At 56.7% G+C, this 17,187-nt stretch carries 12 protein-coding genes; all 12 read right to left on the bottom strand.

The window, feature by feature from the left end; all coding sequences use genetic code 11:
- Positions 1 to 1,287: efflux RND transporter permease subunit (locus ACF8AM_RS22645; protein WP_392557832.1), on the bottom strand; the 1,287-nt coding region annotated here is incomplete at its 3' end.
- Positions 1,288 to 1,326: 39 nt separating this feature from the next.
- Positions 1,327 to 2,853, bottom strand: coding sequence for an efflux RND transporter periplasmic adaptor subunit (locus ACF8AM_RS22640; protein ID WP_392557831.1), 1,527 nt, complete (start codon positions 2,851 to 2,853; stop codon positions 1,327 to 1,329).
- 751 nt (positions 2,854 to 3,604) lie between these two features.
- Positions 3,605 to 4,984, bottom strand: a complete 1,380-nt coding sequence (locus ACF8AM_RS22635; RefSeq protein WP_392557830.1) for a TolC family protein — start codon at positions 4,982 to 4,984, stop codon at positions 3,605 to 3,607.
- A gap of 310 nt (positions 4,985 to 5,294) precedes the next feature.
- Entirely contained in the window at positions 5,295 to 7,433 is a 2,139-nt protein-coding gene (locus tag ACF8AM_RS22630) for a cation-translocating P-type ATPase (RefSeq protein ID WP_165701112.1), read from the bottom strand.
- Positions 7,426 to 8,070 (bottom strand): cation diffusion facilitator family transporter, encoded by a 645-nt coding sequence (locus ACF8AM_RS22625; protein WP_174820141.1) that lies wholly within the window; start codon positions 8,068 to 8,070, stop codon positions 7,426 to 7,428. The genes ACF8AM_RS22630 and ACF8AM_RS22625 overlap by 8 nt, the downstream gene beginning before the upstream one ends.
- Positions 8,067 to 9,326, bottom strand: a complete 1,260-nt coding sequence (locus tag ACF8AM_RS22620; protein WP_146414939.1) for a cytochrome P450 — start codon at positions 9,324 to 9,326, stop codon at positions 8,067 to 8,069. Before ACF8AM_RS22620 ends, ACF8AM_RS22625 begins: the two co-directional genes overlap by 4 nt.
- Positions 9,323 to 9,775, bottom strand: coding sequence for a co-chaperone YbbN (locus tag ACF8AM_RS22615; protein WP_145295153.1), 453 nt, complete (start codon positions 9,773 to 9,775; stop codon positions 9,323 to 9,325). Before ACF8AM_RS22615 ends, ACF8AM_RS22620 begins: the two co-directional genes overlap by 4 nt.
- Positions 9,776 to 9,871: 96 nt before the next feature.
- Positions 9,872 to 10,219 carry a heavy-metal-associated domain-containing protein gene (locus tag ACF8AM_RS22610; protein WP_235951567.1) on the bottom strand — a complete coding sequence of 116 codons (348 nt, stop codon included), beginning with the start codon at positions 10,217 to 10,219 and terminating at the stop codon, positions 9,872 to 9,874.
- A 184-nt stretch (positions 10,220 to 10,403) separates the two neighbouring features.
- The gene (locus ACF8AM_RS22605) at positions 10,404 to 10,766 is read right to left on the bottom strand and encodes an RND transporter (protein ID WP_145295156.1); all 363 of its coding nucleotides are present in this window, start codon (positions 10,764 to 10,766) and stop codon (positions 10,404 to 10,406) included.
- 30 nt (positions 10,767 to 10,796) lie between these two features.
- Positions 10,797 to 14,039, bottom strand: a complete 3,243-nt coding sequence (locus tag ACF8AM_RS22600) for an efflux RND transporter permease subunit (protein ID WP_230273868.1) — start codon at positions 14,037 to 14,039, stop codon at positions 10,797 to 10,799.
- Between the two features lie 12 nt (positions 14,040 to 14,051).
- On the bottom strand, positions 14,052 to 15,782 hold the full coding sequence (locus ACF8AM_RS22595) for an efflux RND transporter periplasmic adaptor subunit (RefSeq protein ID WP_392557829.1): 1,731 nt from the start codon (positions 15,780 to 15,782) through the stop codon (positions 14,052 to 14,054).
- Positions 15,783 to 16,687: 905 nt separating this feature from the next.
- On the bottom strand, positions 16,688 to 17,187 hold a 500-nt coding region (locus ACF8AM_RS22590), incomplete at its 5' end, for an efflux RND transporter permease subunit (RefSeq protein ID WP_392557828.1).

The following is a 17,187-nucleotide window of genomic DNA, read 5'->3' as shown; positions in this document are numbered from 1 at the left end:
GTTCTCTTTCAACCGGCGGAAGATGTTTTCCACGTCTACAATCGCATCGTCGACCAGTTCCCCGATGGCAACCGCTAACCCGCCGAGCGTCATGGTGTTGATCGACAGACCGAAAGCGGCGAAAACGCACGCGGTTGCGATGATCGACAGCGGAATTGCGGTGAGCGTGATGAACGTCGTGCGAAAGTTCAGCAAGAACAGAAACAAGATCACCAAGACCAGCACGCCGCCATCGGCAAGAGCTTCGACGACGTTGTCGATGGCTCGGTCGATGAATGAACGCTGCGAATAGACGTTGGCGATTCGGATGTCGTCCGGCAGCGACACCTTCAATTCTTCGAGCGCTTCGGCAATCGCTTGATCGACGGCACGAGTGTCGCTGCCCGGCTGTTTGTTGATCGTCAAAACCACTGCGGGGCCGCCTTCGACCGTCCCATCATCAGTGCGTAGATACGCGGACGAATCGCCACGCATGACTTGCGGGCCTTCGACGACTTTGGCCACGTCGCCCAAAGTGATCGGGCGACCGTCCCGAAGTGTGATCGCAATCTCTTTCAGGTCGGCGAGGCTCGTGATTCGCCCGAGTCCTCGAACCAGCAACTCGTTCGCACCACGCTGATCCAGATAACCACCGGTCGCGTTCAGATTGGACTCACTGACAGCGGTGTGGACATCGTCCATCGTCAGTCCGAATTCACGCAGCAAGTCCGGATTCACCAGCACTTGGTACTGCATCCGGCCGCCGCCCATTGAAAAGACTTGTGACACACCGGGGATCGTCAGCAATCGTTGACGGACGACCCAATCGGCCAGCGTGCGAACCTCCATCGGCTCGGTTTTGCCGCCTTCACTCCACATGCCGTACATGAGAATCTGTCCCATGATTGACGAGATGGGTGCGAGTGTTGGTTTCACGCCGTCGGGCAATTGCTCAGCGGCAAGTTGCAAACGCTCATTGACGACTTGTCGGTCGTTGTAGATGTCCGTGTCCCACTCGAACTCGACATAGATCACCGACAGACCGATGCCGCTGCTGCTGCGGACTGCCTCAACGCCGCTGGCACCGTTGAACGTGGTCTCCAACGGAAACGTGATCAGCGTCTCGACTTCTTCTGGTGCCATCCCCGGCGCTTCGGTGATGACCACCACACGCGGCCGGTTCAAGTTTGGAAACACGTCGATCGGCAATTGCAAGGATTGCCACGCACCAACGCCCAGCATGATCGCGGCAACCGCCAAGACGATCAGTCGACTGTTCAGCGAGAAGTGAATGATTTTATCTAGCATCTTGATCCCTCAAAGATTTGGTTTGGCAAAGCGAACAACTCAGTGGTTGTGCCCTGCGTGGGGATCAATGGCTCCGCCCGCCTGGTTCTTCATCGCCATCTGCAATTGATGAGCACCGCTAACGGCGATCGTCTGACCGGGCCAAACTTGGCCGTCGTTCTTGATCGCGACGTTGACGCTGTCCGACGCAATGACTTCCACCGGAACACGATCAAAGTGATCTCCGTTCTCGACGAACAAGAATCGCTCGGGGCCTTCTTCGGCAACCGCGTCCTTGGGAACAACAATCGCGTCCACGACTTGCGACTGTGGTAGCCGAACGGTTAGTCGTTGGCCGGGCGTGTATCGCCAACAGACGTAGCGTTTTTCGCCACCCTGTTCGCTGCGTTCGATCTCATTGGTCAGTCCGACATAGAACGGCAGCGACCGTGATTCAGTACCGACTTCGTTTCCGATGTAGACCACGTTCAATCCCGTGATCGTTTCGACTTCGTCGCCCGCACCGGTCATCGTGGCTTGCAATTCAGCACCCGAATCGGCAGCCTTTCGCAACAGACCTGCGTCACGCTGGTAGGCTTGGCCTTCGATTAGCAAGCGGCTGTAATTCGACAGCTGCGCGATCTGCTGACCGGCGCTAACAGATTCGCCGCGTCGAACACTCAGTTCTGTGACCAAGAACTCAGCGTCAATGTGATTGTGCGAAGGCAGCGACATCGGCGGTGGTTGTATTGCCGCTAATCTTGCACTCGGGTTGCCCGAGACTCGGTTGTTCGCTTCGCCCAGCGATTCGTGATGCAGTGAATTGTCTTCTTCGACCAAGGGGGCCGTCACGACGACTTCGCGGACCAACGTGCGAGTGCGTTCGATGCTTGCGATTTGGTCTTCACTCAAACCGTGCAGCAACATTGACTGCTTCGCCGCACGGATTTTCGCCTGCAATTTGTCGCGTTCGTACTCGCGGGTTATTCGCGTTTTCCCAGCGATCGCGCCCGAACGGGACGCCGAAGTCAGCCGCTGAATCTCCCGCTCCTCGACATCCAGTTGCCCGAGCTGCGAGAGGAAGTCTTCTTGCGTATTGACGAGGTCTTGGTGCGTCAGCCGAAGCGTGAACAACGGCTCGCCGCTCTTAATCATCTCGCCACGAGAGATATTGATCGCGTTAATGACGCCCGTCAGTGGCGACGTGATCGACACGTGCGTTTCACCGGGCCAGCGCGTCACCATGCCGGGGACCTCGATGTAGCTCGTGTACGGTCCAACGGTGACGGCCTCAGTCTTCAACCGCAAGTTCGCACGAGCCTGCTGGCTCAATTCGATCGACTGACCCGCTTCGTGACCATCGTGATCATGTCCGGCATGGTCGTCGTCGCCGTGGTCATCGTGTTCACCTGGACCGTGATCGTGACCCGCGTGCGGATCAGACTCAACGATTGCAGTGGCAACGAGGCCAAATTGTTGTGGATAGTCGGTAAAGGCGAACGCGCCGACGACGATCGCGATTGCCATCGCCAGGACGGTCAAAACGGGGCCGCGCAGGCGCACCAGCCAAGCTCTTAGCGTGGACATGCAAACACATTGATGATTTGAGATTGAAGAATGTAGATTTCAAAAGAGGACTGAAGGATTCAACAATCTGGCGACGCGCAAACGCCTTTCCAAATCGTCAATCTTCAATCAACAATCTTCAATTCAAATGATCCACGTGCAGAGAGAAGCACAATGGGAGAGAGAGTCCGTCGCAACCTGCGGCGACCGCTGATTCAAATGACGGGCCGATAGCGAACTAATGAAGCTCAGCATCGGATCGTGCTCATAAGTCACGAACGCGACCAACGGAGCATCAATGATGAACACGACATCACTTGAAGGCACAAAACTGCATTCGACGACGCCATGGCACCCCGGATGGTTTCCATCACAGGGTTGCGACTCGCAGGCACAACACGGAGCCGCTAACTCGATCGCATTGTGGATCGAATCCACCGTCTCTTCTTCACCCGAGCAATCATGCTCGTGATCGTGGCCACACGCGTGATCGTCGTGGACACTTGGTGAATCAGCCGCTGAACAGGTGTGCTGGCATCCGTCATGGTCGTGGTGCCCACACGCGTCAGCATGATGCAGCGAACACCCGAAAATCAGGTGCAGCAGTAATGCGGCGACGGTAGTGAGACGACAAACGACAGACACAAAAACATCCTTCGGGTACGGTACAACGGTATTATCGGTCGATACGGTGGAAACGACCATACCAGTCCAATAGTAATGTCAAACTTTCGTCAGATTACGCATCTTCTGGTGGCGGTATCGCGGGAAATCACAGGCTCAGAGTCACCAACAGGCCTTCGATTTCCGCAGCAGCCTGCTTGGCTTGTCCGGCGGCATCCAGGACGTTCAATTGAGTCGTGAAGAGTGTTCGCTGTGCTGTTAACAGTTGTAGGAAATCGGTTTCGCCCGCATCAAATGCCTCCAACGAGAGCTTGTAGGTTTCCTCCGAGGTCGGCACGACCGATTCCTGCAAGCGGGTGTAGCGTTCCAACGCGACTTGGTAGCGGCCGACGGCTTCGGCGAGCCGGGCTTCTAGGCTGAGTTGCGTGCTCTGGATCGCTGCCGACGCTGCGGCGATGTCGGCTCGGGCACTGCGTATGTTGCCCTGATTGCGGTTGCGAATGGGAAGCGGAACGCTGACGCCAATGACCGCGAACGTATCATCCGTAGCGGCATCGACACCAACACCGACGGTTCCCGTCACGTTCGGCGTCACTTGGGCACAGGCAAGTTGCAACGACCATTTAGCTCGCTCAAGCTCCGATCCGGCCCGCGATAGTTCGGGACTGTTGGTCGAGATTTCGGCGAGCAATGCTTCCCACGGCGCGCCGGTCAGATCGTCACCCACGTTGCCGCTAAGCGGTCCGGGCGGCAGTGTTTGCATCCCGGCAGCAGCGGCAAGCGTCCGCAGGTTGGCTTGCAACTGCGTTCGAGCGTTCTCCGCCGTAATCCGCGCTTGCTCAGCTTCAACGCGAGCCTGCAACAAAGCAATTTTGGAAACCTCTTCGGCTTCCAACAGGGCATTCACTGATTCGATCGACTTCTCAGCCAACTCGACAATCTGGTCAGCAATGTTGGCCCTTCGCTGCGATACGATGGCTGTCGCAAACGCAGCACGAACGCGAGTCAAAACGCGAAGCTCCGCAATTCGCAGCGCAGCTTGCTGTTTTTGGATCTCGCGGGCCTGCACCTGTTGAGCAATCCCCAGCTTGTTGGCGGTAACGAACTGCTGAGACATCTGCACCGAATGCAGACCGGTGGCATCTTCGTTGCCGATCTCATCCGACTGATATTGCAGCACCGGATTGAACGGCAAGCCCGCTTGAACGTTTTGCCCGCGAGTTGATTCGACACGAGCACGAGCTTCCGCGATGGCCGGATGCGAACCCAATGCCATCGACTCAATTGACTGAAGCGTCAGTCCGGCGGGTTGCTCAAAACCGTAGGAATACTGGTCCTGAATGAACGGAGCGGTTTCAACCGTCTCGTTCGCCGCGTCCAAAGCCATCGCGTCGCGTAGAGACGCGGGATCGTTGGCAGAGGCACCACCATCCGAATCCAAATCATCAAGCTCGACGTCGAGTTCGTCCAATTCATCAAGATCTCTGACCTGCAAGTCGTCATCGTCCGTGAACGCAACCGTCCGCACGGTGATAGGCGGTTCAACAACCCGCGTTTGGTTCGTCGCCGAGACGTGTTCGCTCGAAGTCGATTGAGCGACATGCTGCCCAACCGACTGGCAACCACTCGTGAAACCCAAAGCCGCCAAAAGCAACAAGCGTCTTGCTCGCCGCCGGCGCGTACTGGTCCTATCGTTCGCGATCACCGCGTCTTCCTCCGTGAAAATACAGACCAGCCCATGCTTTCCATCGGATGGGTACGATCGGATTGTTAGTTGCGATTCCGCAAGTGCGAACATTCGGAAGAATCCGCGATCGGGTTGTAACGATTTTAACGTCTCAGCAGCGGAGCAGCCTCAGACCATTGGCGATCACCAGTAGGGAAGCGCCCATATCGGCCGCGATGGCGGCCCACAGTGATGCCACTCCCGCCAAGGTCAGCACGACGAACAATGCTTTGATTGCCAGTGAAAACCAAATGTTCTGGCGAATGATGGACAACGTTCGTCGCGAGTGCTCGATCAGCCAAGGTAGTTTCGACAGGTCGTCGGACATGAGGGCGATGTCTGCTGTTTCAATCGCGGCGTCGCTTCCCGCCGCTCCCATCGCAAGTCCCAATGAAGCCCGGGCTAGGGCGGGTGCGTCATTCACGCCATCGCCTATCATCGCGACATGCTCGTAACGTGAAACGAGTTGTTCGACCGCCGCGACTTTGTCTTCAGGCAACAACTCCGCGTGGACTTCGTCGATACCGGACTCCTTGCCGATCGCTTTGGCGGTGCCTTCGTTGTCGCCGGTCAGCATCACGATTTGCTTGATGCCGACTTGGTGCAAAGTCTTGATTGCCTCTCGAGTCTCGTCACGGATGGCATCGGCCAGCGTAATGAAGCCGCAAACGTGCTGGTCATTGCCGATCACGACGACGGTTCGCCCGGCCTCCTGCATCGCTTCGAGTTGCTGGTGAACCTCCGGGGTTTCCTGACCGCGTTGTTCCAAATAGCGATGCGAACCGAGCCAGTAGCTTTTACCATTAATGACTCCGGTCGCCCCCTTGCCTTGAATCGTTTCGAACGATTCGGCTGGCGGCATCGTCATGCCACGTTTCTTGGTTTCATCAACGATGGCTCGTGCGAGCGGATGGTTGCTATTGAGTTCCAAGGCTCCGCCGCGCGTTAGCAATTCTTCTTCGTCGTGGTCGTTCATCGGAACGACGTCGATGACTTCGGGGGCACCCTTGGTTAGCGTCCCGGTCTTATCCATCGCGATCGCGACCAGCTTACCAGGTAGCTCGATGAACACGCCGCCTTTAACCAACACGCCATTGCGTGCAGCGGCGGCCAGCGATGCGACGACCGACACCGGTGTAGAAATGACCAATGCACATGGGCAGGCGATGACCAGCAACACCAGCGACCGATAGATCCAAACCGACCATGGTTGTCCGAGCAGCAAAGTCGGAATTAAAAGCATCAACAACGCGACCGCCATCACCACCGGTGTGTAGACCGCGGCAAACTTCTCTACCCACTTTTCTGACGGAGCACGCTTCGATCCGGCGTCGCCGACCATCTGAATAATGCGGGCCAACGTCGTGTCTTCAGCGGCTTTGGTGCTTCGCATTTCCAGCAAGCCGTCGCCGTTAATCGTTCCAGCGAACACCTCACTACCGACCTGCTTTTCGACTGGCACGCTTTCGCCGGTGATCGGTGCCTGATTGACGTCGCTAATGCCCACGGTGACTTCCCCATCGAGCGGTATTTTCTCGCCCGGTCGAATGATCAGGGTCGAACCAACCGGCACCTCGGCAGGAACAACGTCGCGGACTTCTCCAGATTCGTGTCGCAGGTGAGCGACCGGCGGCGTCAGGTCCATGAGCGAAGCGATCGCCCGTCTAGCCCGACCGATGCTCCATGATTCCAGCAACAACGACAGCGAAAACAGGAATGCGACCGCCGCTCCCTCAAACCATTCGCCGATCGCGATCGCCCCGATCACCGCGACCGACATCAGCAAATTCATGTCAGGCCGCAAGGTGACCAGTGCTCGCCAAGCTTTCGGTAGCACCAAATACAGCCCGGCCAAAATTCCGATCAGGTAGCAAACGATCGCGGGCGTTGCGACGGCCCCGTCGAATCCGCCTGAGAGCAAATGAATCACCAGCCCGATCCCGCCGAACACACCGCTAATCGCGGTCATGATCGCCCGCTGATGCTTGACCCAGAACGATTGGTCGTCGGAGGACTGTTGTGCGTTCTCCCACGTTTCAGCTTTCAACCCGGTTCGCTCGATCGCCGCCAACACGTCACCGGAAGTAACGTCAACGCCATCGAGGTCGACGGTTAGTCGACCACTTAGCAAGTCGAAACCCAAACGCTCATCGCCACCGAGCAGCGGCACCAGTTCGCGTTTGATCAACGATACTTCTTCGGCACAATCCATGCCGTGAATTTTAAGTTGCATGTTGTTTGTATCACTCATCGTTGTCTTCCTCGTCGATTTGAACTTGCCATGCGTCGCGTCCAGACTCGTAGGCTTCCCAAGCCACATAGGGAACGATCAACAGTGCAGCCACCGGATCGGCCCACCACCAACCTTGCCACTGCACCAGACCGACGCCGATCAGCACGACAATGGTTTGGTACTCGCAGATCATCGTGTCAATGGCGTCGTATTTCAGAGTCGCCGAATCGGTCTTCTTGCCGTAGCGATACTTGCCCCATGCCAGCATCGGGTTGACGACCAACGACACCAGCAAGATGCCAATGCCCCACCACGACATCGACGCAGTTTCTTGGCTGATGAACTTGCTGATCGCCTCGTAACAGATGAATAAGACAGCAATCGTAAAGGCACCCGAGAGAACCCCTAACGCGATCTTCTTTCTCTTCCGCTTGTCTCGCTCGTTGATACCTTTGGCTTCGCCGTTCAATTGCCAGATCATGAACGCGGCGGAGTTCGCTTCGACGATGCTATCGACGCCCCAACTGATCAGCGCCGAACTGCCCGTCATGAATCCGGCCGTTAGCGAAATGGTCACTTCGGTGATGTTGTAGATCAGGCTGGCAATTTCGACATTGCGACCCCGGCGTATCAATTTTGCTCGTTCCTCGCTCATCGCACTTCTCTTAGCAGTTGAATGTTCGTCATGGCAAAGTGGTCAGCGGGAATGGCGGGAAGTCGATCAATCGCAATTTGCAAATCCTGTTCCGGGATCTCGTAGCTGCATCGGTTGACGAGCACGTCGGTGGCCGCTTTCATTTGCTCGATCGCGATCCATTCGCCGGGGCAGCGGTGGTTCTGGTAGTGATCGCCGCCGCCTTGAGGTATCAAGGTGAATGGATTCCCGTCCCATTCGCGAAAACGGGATGGTCTGAACGATTCTGGCTGGTTCCAAGGACGTGGATCATGGTTGGTGCCGTATAGGTCCAGCAGCACCTTCCGACCGCTCGGAAAGTGGTAACCGTGCCACTCGAATGATTCTTTCACCTTTGCTCCGGCAAACGGAAAGAATGGATAGTAACGCCGGACCTCCTGCACAAAGCAATGCAAATCATCCGGGGAGCCATCGCGAAGTTGTTCGCGAATCACAGGATGCTCGTTCAAGGCGTGCGCACACTGAACGATGTAAGCCGACACGGCGACCGTTGGACGCAAAATGTTGTTTAGCTCGACCGCAGCGATTTGAGCGTCGAGCAAGTTTCCATCGAGATCGCGATGGTTGGCGACGATGAATGCGGCGGTGTCTTCGAGGGGTTGATAGGTTCCAGCACGAATTTGTTCGATGATTCCACGCAGCCAAGCCTCGTTGCGTTTGCGTGCGATCCTTGCCCACCAATGGTTTGGACCAATACTGCCTGCATAGTCAAAAAGCGCCGCCAGCTCGCTGGTCCTGCGATCCACATCGGCGGGATCGAGCGGCACGCCTGCCCACTGACAAACCGCTTCGGTGAGAACTTCCTGAGCCTGTCGGTAAAGCACGACCTGATCCATGCGTGACCATTGCAGAATTCGACGGTTCCAAATGTCACGAGCAAGCCTCGTCAGTCCGCCAATTTTGTCTTCGGTCAGCAACGACATGAACATCATCTTGCGATGACGATGGGCCTTGCCGTCCATGCCCTGTACCCCGCCGCGTCCGAACAAAGTCTTGGCGATTCGCGGCGGAGCGACACCGACGCGGGTGAAACGCGAGGTGTCGTAAAACGCCTTGGCGGCTTCCTCGCCTCGTATGCAAATGACCTTTTGCAGCAACAGCCGAGTTTCAAATGCGTCGGTGTTGAACTTCTCGCATCGTGACGAAACAAAACGGTACGGATTGCGTGCGAGCGCAAGTGTGCTATCGAGTCTTGTTTCTACAGGCAGCTTGCTCATCGTTGTTTCTCCACGGCTACATGATTTGATAGCGCGTCGAGTAGTTGCTCGTGGGTTTCGCTTCCCACAAGTCTTTGCACCTCGATGCCATCGACGAAAATCAATAGCATCGGATACTTGTCAATGTCATACTTTTGTTGAATGAACGGGTTCTCTTCAATGTTCAATTCGGCCACTTTCACATCTCCGGACAACTCCGATGCAAGTCGCTGTATCGTCGGCTTCATCGCGATGCAGGGCTGGCACCACGGTGCCCACATATCGACCAACACCGGGAGTTCGCTTTCAAGGACTTCAGCTTGAAACGAATCATCCGTCAACTGAATCGGTCCCGCGCTGGTCGGTGACGGAACTACATTCGTTGGCGATGAGTCGCGATCGCATCCGACGGTTAGCAAAACGAGAGCGATCAACGCGGCGGCGATGTGGTGAGTTTGGTGAAATGGCATAGGTGGTTGTTGGCTTCCGACATTCGTTGGCCGACTGCCGCCGATGCGGAAGAAGTCTCCACATCGGCGGCGTATCAATTGAGAGTCGGTGTGAGACTATTGCTTCGGTTTGGACGTGAACGTTCCGCTCGGCCCGACGAGCTTCACTGGTTCCTTACCGGCCTTCTCGATCGCTTTCCAAAGTTTCAACGGCGACGGGGTCGCGTTGCTTTTGGGAACGACGGTCGCGGTCTTGGATTTGACGTCCGTCTTGACGCTTTCGACGCCGGGAACTTCGTTCAACTTGGCCGCCACCTTCTTGGCGCAGTTCTCGCAGGTGAGAACCTTCAAGGTGATGGTGGTTTTGGTCGTCGAAGCACCAGCGGCATTGGCCACTCGGCTTTGGGCGGTCATGCAAACGGCAAAGGCGAACGTCAGGGCAAGGCAGAGGGAGGTGCGGTACATTTTCAGATTCCTTCCAGGTAACAGATTGTGGTTTTCAAAATGGTCAGTCCTTTCGGATGGGGGCTGAGTGTCACATGGCGATCTCCTTTTGAGTTGGGAGTTGGGACGAAAGAGTGACTGGGAGCGAGCGTTTTCAACGGGCTGGTCGAAGCCACCACACCCCCAGCCACTTGGCTCGAGCAAATTACTCGGTCGGTTCGGGCGGTTGGTGACCGGTCTTCGCTTCGTAACGTGCGACAAACTTTTCGGCGCGTTTGGGGCTGCAAATGAAACACTGCGACTCGGGACGCTCGTGCTCGTCGCACCAATCGCCCGCTTCCTTGAACTCGGACACCAGCGTTTTGTCGCATCGGGGACATTCCTCCTCGGGCACGCCGTGTTCGACGCACCACCAACCACCGTGGCTGTGGTCCACGTTTGTGGCCGCGACGGGTTCCGCCACGCCCGGTTCGGTAGCAACGTCGTCGCTATTGCATCCTGCCAGTCCGATCGCCGCTGTTACCAGCAAACCAAACATCAGGCCGCGTCCATTCATCATCCAATTCATCTTGTTCTCCTTCGGCTCAGGGCCGAATTTCTAGGGGGTGACCGTCGTCGGTTCGGACCAACGTTGTGACTCTCGCTCTTGCGAAGCATCAAACTCCAGTCCGGCCTCCGGGTCGGTCGGTTCTTCCGGCTCAAGACAATGACCGTCATCGTCTCCTCCATCGTCATCGTGGCTCTCGGTGGGCATGTTGAAGACCACGTAAAGCACACGAAGTACAAGCAGGCTCATGATCATGGCGCTGCAAACGCCACCGATCACGACCGTCGCCAGCGGTCGTTGCACTTCCGCTCCCATGCCCGTGCTGAAGGCCATCGGCACAAAGCCGAGGCTGGCCACCAACGTGGTCATCAGGATCGGACGCAATCTTGTCATTGCCGCTTCCTCGACGGCTTCATCCAGCGAACGCCCACGCCGTCGCAGTTGTCGGATCGTTGAAACCAGCAGCATGTCATCGAGCACCGCGACGCCGGACAAGGCGATGAAGCCAACAGCGGCCGAAATCGAAAACGGCATGTCGCGAATCCACAACGCCAGCACGCCGCCGATCCATGCGAAGGGAACGCCCGTGAACACACGAAACGAGTCGATCCAGTTGCGGTACGTTGTGTAGAGCAATGCCAAGATCAACAGCAGCGCGATCGGCACGACGATCATCAACCGCGTCTGTGCTCGCTCGAGGTTTTCAAACTGCCCACCCCACTCGATGCGATAGCGACCGGCGGGCAATTGAACCTTGGCATCGACGACTTGCTGTGCCTCGGCGACGAAACTGCCAAGGTCGCGGCCACGCACATTCGCCTCGATCGTGATGCGACGTTGATACCAGTCGCGTTTGATCGTGTTGAAACCTTCCACACGCTCGATCGAGGCCAGACGCGAAAGCGGAATGCGTTGGCCCGACGGCGTCGCGACCAAAATTTCACCGATGGCTTCCGGGTCAGACCTTGCTTCTTCTGGCAATCGAATCACCAACGGAAATCGCAGTTGCCCTTCGTAGACTTCGCCGACATGATTGCTTCCCAAGGAGCGGACGATGTTCATCACCGTGCTGGCGGGGATACCGTAGCGAGCGATCTGATCCTGTTTGACTTGAATTTGCAAAACCGGCTGACCTGATATCTGCTCGATCTTCACGTCCGAAGCCCCGGCAATCGAATTCAATGCCCGTTCAATCTCGATTGCTTTCTCGTTCATCAGATCGAGATCATCGCCGTACAGGATTGCCGCGACGTCCGAGCGAACGCCCGAGATCATCTCGTTCATTCGCATCTCAATCGGTTGCGACAACGCCAAACGCGGCCCCGGCAAATCGCGAAGCTCCCGTTGCACCAGAGTCGTCAGTTCCTCTTGCGTTTCCGCCCGCGTCCATTGCTCGCGGGGATGCAGCGTGATGAACAGGTCGGTAAGTTCAGTCCCCATCGGATCGGTGGCGACTTCGGCGGTCCCGATGCGGCTCCAAACTTGGTTGACTTCGTCAGGGAACTTTTCCAGTAGCACCTGCTCCATCCGCGTGTTGTAACGCATGGATTCTTCAAGCGGCGTGCCCGCCAAACGCACAACATTGAGCGTAATGGCTCCTTCGGAAAGTCGAGGCACGAACTCGCTGCCGAGGTTAGGTGCGACGAGGGTGAAAACGCTGACCAACAACAGCACGGCCGAACCAATCACGAACGCCTTGTGATGCATGGTGAACCGCAGCACCGGGGCGTACAGCCATTTCAGAACGCGGATCAACCAAGGTTCCGTTTCCTTGATGTTTTTGGGCAAAAAGATGCTCGCCAAAACGGGCATCAACGTCAGCGAAAGAATCATCGAACCGGCGAGTGCCATGATGACGGTCAACGCCATCGGCCTAAACAGTTTTCCTTCGATGCCTTCCAGGGTCAGGATCGGCAAATAGACGATCATGATGATCAGTTCGCCAAACATCGTCGGCTTGCGAACTTCAATGGCTGCATCGCGAATAATCTCCAAGCGGCTCTTACCGTCCCGGTTGTGTGCTAAATGCCGCACGCAGTTCTCGATCATCACGACACTGCTATCGACAACCAATCCAAAGTCGATCGCACCGAGACTGAGCAAACTCGCGGCGATGCCAAACTTCAACATTCCCGAGAACGCGAACAGCATCGACAACGGAATCGCCAAAGCCACGATCAACCCGGCTCGCAAATTGCCAAGAAAAATGAACAGGATGGCGATGACCAGCAGGCCGCCCTCAAACAAGTTTTTCTGCACGGTATGGATGACGTGGTCGATCAGTTCCGTCCGATCGTAGACCGTTTGAATCGTTACACCGGCAGGCAGGGTTTCCTTAATCTGTTCGAGCTTTTCCTTCAGTGCCCATGTGACCTCGTCACTGTTCTCGCCCATCAGCATGAAACCGAGACCCAGCACGGCTTCGCCTCGACCGTTGGCCGTGACCGCACCACGACGAATCTCGTGACCGATCTGTACCTCGGCCACGTCGCGAACACGAACCGGCACACCGTCTTTGGCCGTGACGATGACTTCTTCGATTTGTGCAATGTTCACCGTCCGACCAACACCGTGGACCAACAGCATCTCACTGCCATCGGTCACCGTACCGCCGCCGACGTTTTCGTTGTTCTCCTGAATTGCCTCGCTGACTTGCTCGAACGTCAGTCCGTATTTGAGCAGTAGGTCCGGGTCGATCCGCACCTGATACTGTTTTTCATATCCGCCCCAACTGTTGACCTCCGCCACACCACGCACCGAACGAAGCTGCGGCTTGATGACCCAGTCATGAATGGTGCGAAGTTCGGTCAGTTGCTTGACGCGTTGCTCGCGCGACACCTGCGAAAGATCAACGCCTTCGTTGACCACGACGTAGTGAAAGACCTCGCCCAAGCCCGTGGAGACCGGTCCCATTTGGGGCCGCCCGATTCCGTCGGGCAATTCCACCGTCGAAAGCCTTTCGTTGATCAATTGCCGAGCGAAGTAGATGTCGATGCCATCATCAAAGATGACCACGACTTGCGACAAACCGAACTTGGAAATCGACCGCAGTTCGTGCAGTCCCGGCAAACCGCTAATGGCTTGCTCGACGGGAAAGGTGATTTGGCGTTCAATCTCTTCGGAGGCCAGTGACGGCGCAACCGTGTTGATTTGAATCTGTACCGGAGTCGTATCGGGAAATGCGTCAATGTCGAGTTGTTGCAGCGAGAAACCGCCGACAACCGCAAACAACAACGCCGCCACAATCACCAACCCGCGGTGCTTGAGCGAAAAATCAATCAGCCAATTAAGCATCCGTGCTCTCCTTTATTCAGCGACGCAGTCGCAGCCTGCACCAAGATTGTTTTTCAGTAACTGCGCCTTTAGCACGTCGCTACCAGCGGTCGCGATGACCTCGCCGGGCAGGACACCGGAGATGACTTCCGTGACGTCGCCGTTTTGGGCACCCAATCGAACCGAGCGGACGTGGAACAGCTTGTAGCTGTCGGGGCCGGAGAAATAATCCTTGTCGCGAACGAAGACGACTTGGCAGCAGCCTTCCCAATGCGACGCCCCGGTCGGAATGACAATCGCGTCGGCTTCTTCACGCAGGATGATCTCTCCCATGCCGAATGTCTCGTTGCGAAGCCGCCCGCCGTCATTGGCCAGCACCGCCCGCACTTCCAACATGCGAGTGTCTTGATCTGCCGACGTGTCGATCCAGTCCAGCACACCCTCGACGACCTGACGACTGCCATCGGGCGTGAACCGGATGCGTTGTCCGATTGCGATTTGGTTCATGTTTTCCAGCGGCACGCTTAGTTGCAGCCACATCTGGCGAGTGTCACCGATTTGAAACAGCATCCGCGACGGATCGACCACCTCACTCGGCGTCACTGTTCGCTCGATTACGATTCCATCCATCGGCGACGCGATCGGCAGCAAGTTGGCAGTGGCACTTTGTGCATCGAGTTGCGAGCGGATTGACGAAGGAATGCCGATAAACCGCAGTTCGTCGAGCACCCATTGTTCGTCCATTCCCCGAAGCCGTTTGACGTCAACCGGCAACCCCAGATTTCGCAACGATTGCTCCGCACTCAAGACATCCGCTCGTGCCTTTGCCAATGCCGCCTCGGCATCCAGAACTCTCGCCCCCGCAATCGCGCTTCGTGCCGCCGTCAAACGCGACACGTTCTGTTGTTGCAAATTTTCTTCGGCAAGCGAACGAAGCAGCGACGTTTTTAATTCGCCGACCCCGACGGCATCGACGACCGCCAGCACCTCGCCTTCGGAAACCTTGTCCCCCACGTTCTTGAAAACTCTCCAAACGCTGCCCGGCACGCGAGAGGCCAGTTTGGCTTGCCGCGTCGGGTCGTAGACAATCTCACCATTGCCGACGATCGACTCCACGATCGGATGCCGCTCAACAAGTTCGACATCAACGCCCGCCTGCATCACAGCTTCAATCGACGCGAACTGAATCCGCGTTTGGTAGATCTTGCAACCGCTGTTGTTCTCCTTTCGTGGGGCAATCGCCAACGCACGCGCCGCACGCTGCAAGTCCGCCGCAAGTTCCCCTTGCGAAGGAAGCCGCTTAAGCTGTGCGACATCGGGATGATCGAGCACGCAATTGTGAACGCCATGATCCGAACACCAACCGTAGTCCTGTTCTTTTGGCATCAACGTCGGATCGCACTCGACGCAAATGGACTCCGGCACCGCGTGTTCTTCACACCAATCATCGACGACCGGCTCGACATCGCCTGTCAACGCGGCGAACTTGGGAATCCGCCAATCGTTGTGATGTCCGTAATAAAAGACCGCTGCGAAACCGATCAGCACCAAAGTTGGCCCGATGCTGGACAGGGCCAGTCCCACGCTCCGCCGCAGCGGACCGCGAGCCTTCTTTGTAGTCTCGGCAAGAGGGCGCTCGGTCTCAGACCTGTCGGTATGAGATTTTTTGGCAAGCGATGCTTGGACTGGATGCCCATTGACCGAGGGCGGAGATGATTTTTTTGGTGACGTGCGTGGCGACGCATCGACTGTTGAGCGGTTCATTGGAAAACTTCCTGCTGGTGAGATTGCGGATCAAACAATCGACGCAGGCAGCGTCGAACGCATGGAACGCGGAGGAGCTGACCAGCCAGACTTTCGCGAAGGCGCGGCAAATGCGCGCAACTTCACATGAGGGGCTGTTCAGCGACCGAAGGCCAGCAGGGCCTAAAGCAGAAAAGAGGCGTGGGCGATGCGTACATCGCGACCACGTTCCAGATTGCAATGCGGAGGCGGGTCGTAGCCGCGTGCCGCAAACACCCGCGAAACGTCAACCGTTTCAAGGCAACACGGGCTGAAATCGACGGCGAAAAACCCGTCAAGATCGACCAAGCGGTGGCTCGAATCAATCGTGACTTCGCATTGGCCGGATTTGCACGGGCAGGGACAGTCCGACGGATGTTCCAACGGCGTCGATGCCGCTTGTCCATCGCAAGTTTCCGCCTCAGACGCGGAACAGGTACAGTGGGTCTGACTATCCTGAACCGTTCGTACACCTTCATCGCACCCGGTGCAAAGCACGGGACAGCAGACCACCCGAAGGGCAATCATCGAAATGAGGGCGAGACGGAACATCAGGCGGCAAAATTCCTAAAGAGGTATAGACGCAAGCATTTTAGGCGGCTAGAGAGTAAAAAACAAGGTCATCCTGATCGCATCCACACGTGCGACCGCTGCTCGACCGGCGGTGTCGGCCGTTTTTCGCGCCATTTATCAATCTTACTTCGCTACCTACTTGTTCGGCATTCCCGCTCAAATTGTTCAATTGAAGCTTCAAGGACCGGCGTTCGAGTCGGGCATCGTGCCAACCGTTGTTCAATCTCTTCTCCGGAACCAATCGAAAACGTGGTCGTGGCCTTCGATGCCGGAGTCTGGGAGTTAATGTTTCACGCTTGCAAATTCCATCTACCTCAAGCATCCTTGGCAAAGCGTTCGTCCTGAATACCTAGTCGCAGCTTCCACTCCATCGCCGCACAGTACAGCACTGGCACGACAAACATCGTGATGATTGCGATGACCATGCCGCCAAAGCTGGGGATCGCCATTGGCACCATGATGTCGCTTCCGCGGCCGGTCGATGTCAGGATTGGAATCAATGCCAGGATTGTCGTCGCCGTGGTCATCAAGCACGGGCGAACGCGACGCAGACCCGCAGCCACAGTGGCTTCGCGAGCGTGCTGGGCGTTCTCGATGCGATCCTTGCGGAAGCTTTCGTCAAGGTACGATGCGATCACGACGCCGTCGTCGCTGGCGATACCGAACAGGGCTAGGAACCCGACCCAGACCGCGACACTGAGGTTAATCGTTTTGACCTGGAACAGCTCACGCATGTTTGTGCCGAGTAAGCTGAAATCGAGGAACCATTCGGTCCCGTACAACCACAGCATGATGAAACCGCCCGCCCACGCGA

The sequence above is a fragment of the Rhodopirellula sp. JB055 genome (assembly GCF_043100905.1).
Taxonomy (GTDB): domain Bacteria; phylum Planctomycetota; class Planctomycetia; order Pirellulales; family Pirellulaceae; genus Rhodopirellula.
Note: the sequence above shows the minus strand (reverse complement) of the source record. Positions and strands in the feature narration are given on the sequence as shown.